Annotated in this window: 8 protein-coding genes; 6 read left to right on the forward strand and 2 right to left on the reverse strand. The window is 64.3% G+C overall.

Annotated features, from left to right (window positions below):
- The first annotated feature begins 68 nt into the window (after positions 1 to 68).
- The 3 genes from ACFSCU_RS17790 to ACFSCU_RS17800 all read left to right on the forward strand — a co-directional run bounded on the left by ACFSCU_RS17790 (position 69) and on the right by ACFSCU_RS17800 (position 1,889).
- On the forward strand, positions 69 to 386 hold the full coding sequence (locus ACFSCU_RS17790) for a hypothetical protein (protein WP_180550138.1): 318 nt from the start codon (positions 69 to 71) through the stop codon (positions 384 to 386).
- 53 nt (positions 387 to 439) lie between these two features.
- Positions 440 to 805 (forward strand): hypothetical protein, encoded by a 366-nt coding sequence (locus ACFSCU_RS17795; protein WP_377561293.1) that lies wholly within the window; start codon positions 440 to 442, stop codon positions 803 to 805.
- Between the two features lie 106 nt (positions 806 to 911).
- Positions 912 to 1,889, forward strand: coding sequence for a Bug family tripartite tricarboxylate transporter substrate binding protein (locus ACFSCU_RS17800; RefSeq protein ID WP_377561296.1), 978 nt, complete (start codon positions 912 to 914; stop codon positions 1,887 to 1,889).
- Between the two features lie 15 nt (positions 1,890 to 1,904).
- Here ACFSCU_RS17800 and mobH read toward each other — a convergent pair whose 3' ends face one another.
- A complete protein-coding gene (mobH, locus tag ACFSCU_RS17805) occupies positions 1,905 to 3,761 on the reverse strand; it encodes a MobH family relaxase (RefSeq protein WP_377561294.1) in 1,857 nt (618 codons plus the stop codon).
- 315 nt (positions 3,762 to 4,076) lie between these two features.
- On the opposite strand from mobH, the gene ACFSCU_RS17810 reads away from it, so the two are divergent.
- From ACFSCU_RS17810 to ACFSCU_RS17820, 3 genes are all read left to right on the forward strand, one after another.
- The gene (locus ACFSCU_RS17810) at positions 4,077 to 4,703 is read left to right on the forward strand and encodes an integrase (protein WP_180550135.1); all 627 of its coding nucleotides are present in this window, start codon (positions 4,077 to 4,079) and stop codon (positions 4,701 to 4,703) included.
- A gap of 12 nt (positions 4,704 to 4,715) precedes the next feature.
- A complete protein-coding gene (locus tag ACFSCU_RS17815; RefSeq protein WP_180550134.1) occupies positions 4,716 to 5,348 on the forward strand; it encodes an RES family NAD+ phosphorylase in 633 nt (210 codons plus the stop codon).
- 84 nt (positions 5,349 to 5,432) lie between these two features.
- A complete protein-coding gene (locus ACFSCU_RS17820; protein ID WP_180550133.1) occupies positions 5,433 to 5,792 on the forward strand; it encodes a DUF3742 family protein in 360 nt (119 codons plus the stop codon).
- A gap of 6 nt (positions 5,793 to 5,798) precedes the next feature.
- On the opposite strand, the gene ACFSCU_RS17825 is transcribed toward ACFSCU_RS17820, so the two are convergent.
- Positions 5,799 to 6,250, reverse strand: a 452-nt coding sequence (locus tag ACFSCU_RS17825) for a conjugal transfer protein TraG N-terminal domain-containing protein (protein ID WP_377561295.1), incomplete at its 5' end; no start/stop codon positions are given.

A 6,250-nucleotide genomic window follows, 5' to 3' on the forward strand; every position in this document is an offset into this window, starting at 1 on the left:
GCCATCACGCTGGAACACTGTCCGCCATCAGCATGGAATCGTGTCCGCCATCGCGTGGAATACGCACCATGCACGATGTGGTCGGCGCCCGGGTTCTGAAACCACAAGACACCACAGCGTTCGCCAGCCGGCGCAGCCTGGACGACCGCCCGTCTATCGAGTCATTTTTTCGGCGACTGGCCGACGGTGGATTCCACCGGCTGTCGCCAACCACGGGTGGCTCACCCAAAGATGTCCGGCGCGCCGACCCGGATGCGGCAGCCAAAGCAACTCAGTTCCAACTCGAATACGCCGCTGAGTTGCTCGACACCATCATCGCCAACTACAACGCGACACCCCACAGCGGCCTGGGCACCGCAGTCCACTCGACCAGCTGGAATGGTTGACCGCAAAAGGAGCGACACCCCTGCGCCTGGCCGACCCCGGTGCAGTCCGCAGAATGGTGGGCGTTCGCAAGTTGTGCACCCTGCTCGGCGGTGTTGCGACCGGACGGCGCCCCCATTTCAACTTTGCCAACGCCCGGTATTCGGCCGAATGGCTGTGCCTGCGCACCGACCTCATCGGCAAGAACCTCTGGCTCCACATTGAGGATGAAGACGACGCCCGCTACGCCAGCGTCTCAACCGCCCACGGCCTGTACCTGGGCACCGTGCGTGCGGCCCCACCGTGGCATCAATCGCCTCACACGCTGTACATCCGCCAAGCGATACGTGCACTGCACAAGCGGCGCTTGCTGCACCTGTCTACCCACTGCGACGCCATCGAAGAACTGGTGTGGGTCCGATCGTTGCTGGCGACAAGGTGACGATCGCGATCGAGCAGGTGGGTGAGATGACGTTGTCGGTTGTCGAGGCGGACGAGGTCGCGCCGCGTCCGTACTGAGAAGCAGCAAGGAGACAAATGTGAACAAGATGTCCTCCCCTCTCAAGATCATGCTCGGCGTGGTGGCACTGGTCGCCATGGGTGTGGCTGGTGCGCAGGCGGTTCCCTACCCGAGCAAGCCCGTGCGCGTCATCGTGCCTTTCCCTGCCGGAGGCGGCATTGACGTGCTGGTACGGGCGCTCGGTAACGAGCTCTCCCAGAAATGGGGGCAACCCTTTGTCGTCGAGAACAAGCCGGGCGCCTCGACCTTCATCGGCGCAGAGCTCGCTGCCCGCTCGCCGGCGGACGGATATACGTTGCTGGCAACGACAGATCCGACATTCACGTCGAACCGGCACCTGTTCAAGGCGCTTCCCTATGACCCGGATGGCGGATTTGAACCAGTGATCCAGATGGTCAAGGGCGACAACCTCGTCTTCGCGCATCCGAACGTACCCTTCACGGATCTCCAGGAGATGGTGGCTGCGGCGAAGAAGGGGCGGCAGCATTTCTCCTTCGGCTCATACGGGAACGGCACGCAGCCACAGTTGGTGTTTGGCTACCTCAACAAGCGTGAAGGTGTTGACCTGTTGCATGTGCCCTACAAGGGTATCGCTCCGGTCATGATGGGTGTGGCCTCTCGGGAGGTCGACTTGAGTGTCGCGAGTCCAGGCGTTGCCGGTGAGATGATCAAAAGTGGTCGCGTGCGTCCGCTGGCGGTGGCCGGGGACAAACGACTGCCTCAGTTCCCGAACGTAAAGACGACGGCGGAGCAAGGCTTCCCGTACCTGAAGTCGTTCATCTGGTACGGCTTGTTCGCGCCAAAGGGGACGCCACCGGAGATTGTCAACAAGCTGAACGCTGAAATCGCGTCGATCTTACGCAGTTCGGCCTTTGCCGAGCAGCAGGTGAATTCCAAGGGTATGACTGTGATGGCGGGGTCTCCGCGGGAATTCGCCGCGGTGATCAAGCAGGACACGGCCTTCGTCGGCGAAATGGTTAAGGCGGCCAACGTCAAACCTGAATAGGTGCTTGAAGCCTTGTTACTTCTCTTGCGCCAGTAGCAAATAGGGATTGTTTGGCGGCGTCTCGGCAAACAGCAACCGGGCATTGCCCAGCAGGTAACCGTGGAGGCCGCGAGACTTCCTGGGACCAGTGACCTCGCAGCTCCAGATGTTCAGGCCGTTGGGATGCTTGCGGTGGTATTGCAGCCGTTCGAAGCGCTTTTGCACCCACTGCCAATCCTGCTGGCTTTCCTGTTTCGCCAGCGTGCCCACTTGCGGGTGCTCCTGCGCATATCGCTGGAAGACGCCGGGGCTGACGAGGTAGGCGGTGTCGCCCACGGTGTGTACGAGCGCCTTGGCGTCGTTGATGATGAGCCGCCGCGAAGCGACACCTTGTTGCAGCCATGCCATGAAGTGCTCACCGGATGGCTGCGCGGCAGTGGACGCGGGCGCTGGTGACGGAAGCAGGGGGTTCGCCAGGGGCGGCGCAGGCGTTTCGGGGCCTACGGCAGGCGCTTCGACCGAGACGGCTTCTGCATCCTGCCGGGCGGCGGGCAAATCACCCATTCCCACCATCGCCAGCATGTCTTCCATGACGTCGGGCACGGCTTGGGCGGCAGGCGGATGAGCCACGGCAGCGGCGCCGCTGGCTTCCTCCCAGGGAGCGGGCTGCTGATCTTCGGCGGGCGGCACCGCCGCGATCGCTGGTGCTGGCACTGAAGCATCGGCATCTTTGTCTGCTGGTGTCGTGTCGATCGCCACCGTCCCGGCGAACGGCGTCGGCCGCTCGCCAGGCTCCCAAATCAGCGCAGGTGCCAGCCGCAACAGGGTGAACGAGTGGGACCAGCCGGTCGAACTGGTCACGGTCGCGCGCCAGATCGCCTTGCCATCGGACGTCGGCTGCAACATGCCGTGGTCCTGGAGCACGTTGAACACCGCGGTGTTGTTCGCGGGGATGCCATCGACCCCCTGGGACAGCAGGTGCGCGCGCAGCTTGTCCGATACCGTCTTGCTCACCAGCCACAGCGCGTCCTCGGTGAGCCAGCCATCGGAGGCTTCGGGCTGGTTCAGTTTCAGCTCTTCCTTGAGCAGGTAGCGCAGCCCGTTGACCAGCTTGCGTTGGAGCGAGTGCTTGGGCGCGGCCATGGCGCGCGCGGGGTCGCCGCCCAGCTCCTGGGCGACGGAGGCGCGGTCGGCCTGCACGACCAGCTCGCCCAGCACCCCGGCGTGCTCGTACTGCCCGGCCAGGACGTAGAGCAGCGGCGCCCACAGGGACGGATAGCCGCTGAGCCAGTCCAGCAGATCGCGGTCGAGCAGTTGCCGGTAGAGCAAGCCTGTCGCGGCGCTATGGAGCCGGTACTCGCGGTCGGGGTTGTAGCGGAAGCGGTACGGCTGACGCAGCGGCCCGTGCCACGGGTGCCAGGTGCTGCCGTCGGCCAGTTCGACGTGCAGATCGACCGCCACCTTGCCGATGTCATGGAGCAGCGCGGCATAGGCGACGGCCGCAGTCCAGGCTTCGGCCTGCGCCGCCTGGTCTTCGGGGCTGGCGCCGATGGGCAGCAGATGGGACTGCCGCAGTTTCAGGCTGTAGGCGACGATTTCGAGGCCATGGTCGAGCATGCCGCCCGGGTAGGCGTGGTGGTGCGCTTCGGAGGCCGGGAAAGCCTGGACCAGCTCGGCGTAGCGCTCCAGCGGGGCGCGGTAGAGGGTGGCGAACTGCCGGCGCGAGAGCGACGTGCGCTGCCAGATGTGTTCCAGCAGCTTCTGCCGGCGCGGGGTGGCCAGCAGCGATGCGGCCGACTCCGGTCGCACCCACCCTTTCGGGAGGTCGGTGTCGGGTACTGGCGACGGCGCGGCAGCGACCGGGGGTCGTTTTCGCTGGAACAGGGAGAGCATGTCGGTGTCCTGATGGCGGGCCGGGCGGGAGGCCTTTTGGCCTTTTCGAGGTAGGGCCTTTCCCCTTGCACCCCATTCCCTTGCCGTTTCGACCCTTTGGCCTTTAACCGTTTCGGTATAGCGGGGCCTGGGCTACGGCTCCAGCGTCAATGTGGAACCCGCACGAATGGATTGGACGGCGACCTGGCGCTGGCCCGGGCCCATGCTCCCAAGACGCTGCCCCGCCAGGTAGGCTTCCAATAAGGCGACAAAGTTGACAAGAGAGACAAAGGCGACTAGAGTGAATCCTGTCTCAAACCTACCTGGGAAATGACCATGCCCACTGCCATCGAATTCATTGCCGATCGTCTGCCGCGCGTCACGGTGGAGGATGTGCGCCGATTCGCGGATACCGTCGAAATCCGGGATGCCCCGGCGTTCGCGGCCGAGTTGCAGGCGTTCATCCACGAGCGCGTGGAGGCGGTGAAGCTGCCCGCCAACCTGGAAGGTGAAACGGTGGCGCAGGCCTTGCAGCGCAAGGCGGCCGCGCTGCGCGCCGACACGCGCTGGGCACCGACTGAAACCGACGTCCAGAGAGGCCGCGCCGTGCTGCTGGAAGCCTTCAACCAGCCGGACAACCTGCCGCCTGCCGAGTTCGCCAAGCTGGCGGACAAGTCGCGGCAGCAAATCTACAAGGACATCCTGGCCCGTCGTCTGCTGGCGCTGAACGTGGGGCCGCGCGGCCAGAAGCTGCCCGACTGGCAGCTCGACCCGGTGAAGCAGCAGTTGACCCAAGCCGTGCTTCAGGAGGTCGAGGGCATCGACCACTGGACGATCTACCGCGCGCTGTCCGAACCACTCGAAGGCTTGGGCGGTCGCTCGCCGGTGGATGCGGTGACGCATGGCACGATCGATGACGTGGCCGAGGCCGTGTTCAACGTGCTGGGCGTCCAGGTGCATTGAAGCGAGATCGCCATGAGCCACGAGCTGCCTTCGTTCCTGATCGATGCCGGTGAACTGCTCCAGCATGTGAGCCGCGTCGTCTATCGGGGCAGTCCGCTGTACTTTGGCCGCAGCAGCACGAATCGCTACGATGACCCGGCGGGGGCCTATGGCGTGCTCTACCTGGGGCGCGACCTGCCCACGGCGCTGATGGAGTCGGTGTTTCACAAGCACCAGTGGCTTGAAGACACGAAGCGCTCCATCGCCCTGAAGGAAGTCCAGGTCCGGATGGTGCGCGCAGTAGGCGTGCTGGACGATGTGCTCCTGGCCGACCTCACGGCGCCGGGCGTCATGGCGGGCTACTTCGGTCTGAACCTGGAGCAGTTGGCCAGCCGCGACTACACGCACACGCAGCAGGTGTCCGCCCAGGTGCATGCGATGCGCGGAAACGACGGCCAGCCCCTGTTCGACGGGGTGCTCTACCCGTCGCGCAACAACTATCCCGCCAAGAGCATTGCCCTGTTCGAGCGTGCGGGAGCCAAGGTCAGCGTTGTCGAGGACATCGAGCTGGTTGACCATGTGGACTGGCCGCAGTTCGTTGCCACCTACCGCATCGGCGTGGAACCCGATCCCGGCCCGGTGGAGCCGGAGGACGAAGCGTCCTGAAGCAGCAAGAAAGCGCATTGAAGCCTCAAACCGAATGAATTGGAGCAAACTGGAATAGGCATTCCTCAACAGCAGGAGACGACCATGAACACGACGACCCGCACCAGCACCGCAGAACGCCTCGGCCGCGCCTTTGGCCGTGGATGGCGTGCCTATGCGCGCGGCGAACGGCGGGCGTCGAACTGGCTGGCCTCCAAGGGAGTGCCGCTGGCCGGTGCCGCTGCGCTGCTGTGGGCGATCAAGTTGGTCGTGCTCGGTGTGCTGCTGTACAGCACGGCTTGGCTGGCGCTGCTGCTGGTGTTTGCGATGGTGGCCGCCTGGGTGGCGCGCAATGCTGGGCTGGACGAAGACTTGCCCGAGCCAGAATGGCGCAATGGACCTGCAGGATTCGGCCTGTACACCTACGACGGTTTTCGCATTGATCCGCACGTCGAGGACGCCTAGCTGCGCCTACTTCTTCGACACGGCATTGATCGCGATGCCGCCACCCCTCCCGCCAGCAGCCTTGGCATCTCCCGTCGCGCCGGCGAGGCCTTGCAGGACGTTGCCGGCGCGGATACCTGCCCAAGCCAGCGCCATGATCCAGAACGTGGGTAGCACGATGAACATCGTCCCCATGACGAAGTTCAGCAGCATGTCGCCAAAGGCATTGTTCAGCCCCACCAGTGGATCGAAATTGCTGTGCGGCCGGTTCCAGCCCCAGCCCCATCCATAGAGCGCATCGAGGATGGTGCTGTCGATCCAGCGGGCCAACTGGAACCAGAAATCCACGAAGAACAGCGCGAACTGCACGACGCTCACGGTGACGACCGTCTTCAGGTCATAGGTGCCTACGACTAGCCCGGATATTTCACCGTAGTAGAGCCACAAACGAGTACGGCATTGCCCTTGTGTGCCCGAAA

Origin of the sequence: Ottowia beijingensis, from assembly GCF_042680925.1 — a bacterium.
In the GTDB taxonomy this organism is placed as follows: domain Bacteria; phylum Pseudomonadota; class Gammaproteobacteria; order Burkholderiales; family Burkholderiaceae_C; genus Ottowia; species Ottowia beijingensis.

Bases quoted from the DNA above. Each gene is read 5' to 3' on its own strand.
- mobH (WP_377561294.1), bottom strand. From the start codon at position 3,761: ATGCTCTCCCTGTTCCAGCGAAAACGACCCCCGGTCGCTGCCGCGCCG.
- ACFSCU_RS17790 (WP_180550138.1), top strand. From the start codon at position 69: ATGCACGATGTGGTCGGCGCCCGGGTTCTGAAACCACAAGACACCACA.
- ACFSCU_RS17800 (WP_377561296.1), top strand. From the start codon at position 912: ATGTCCTCCCCTCTCAAGATCATGCTCGGCGTGGTGGCACTGGTCGCC.
- ACFSCU_RS17810 (WP_180550135.1), top strand. From the start codon at position 4,077: ATGCCCACTGCCATCGAATTCATTGCCGATCGTCTGCCGCGCGTCACG.
- ACFSCU_RS17795 (WP_377561293.1), top strand. From the start codon at position 440: ATGGTGGGCGTTCGCAAGTTGTGCACCCTGCTCGGCGGTGTTGCGACC.
- ACFSCU_RS17820 (WP_180550133.1), top strand. From the start codon at position 5,433: ATGAACACGACGACCCGCACCAGCACCGCAGAACGCCTCGGCCGCGCC.
- ACFSCU_RS17815 (WP_180550134.1), top strand. From the start codon at position 4,716: ATGAGCCACGAGCTGCCTTCGTTCCTGATCGATGCCGGTGAACTGCTC.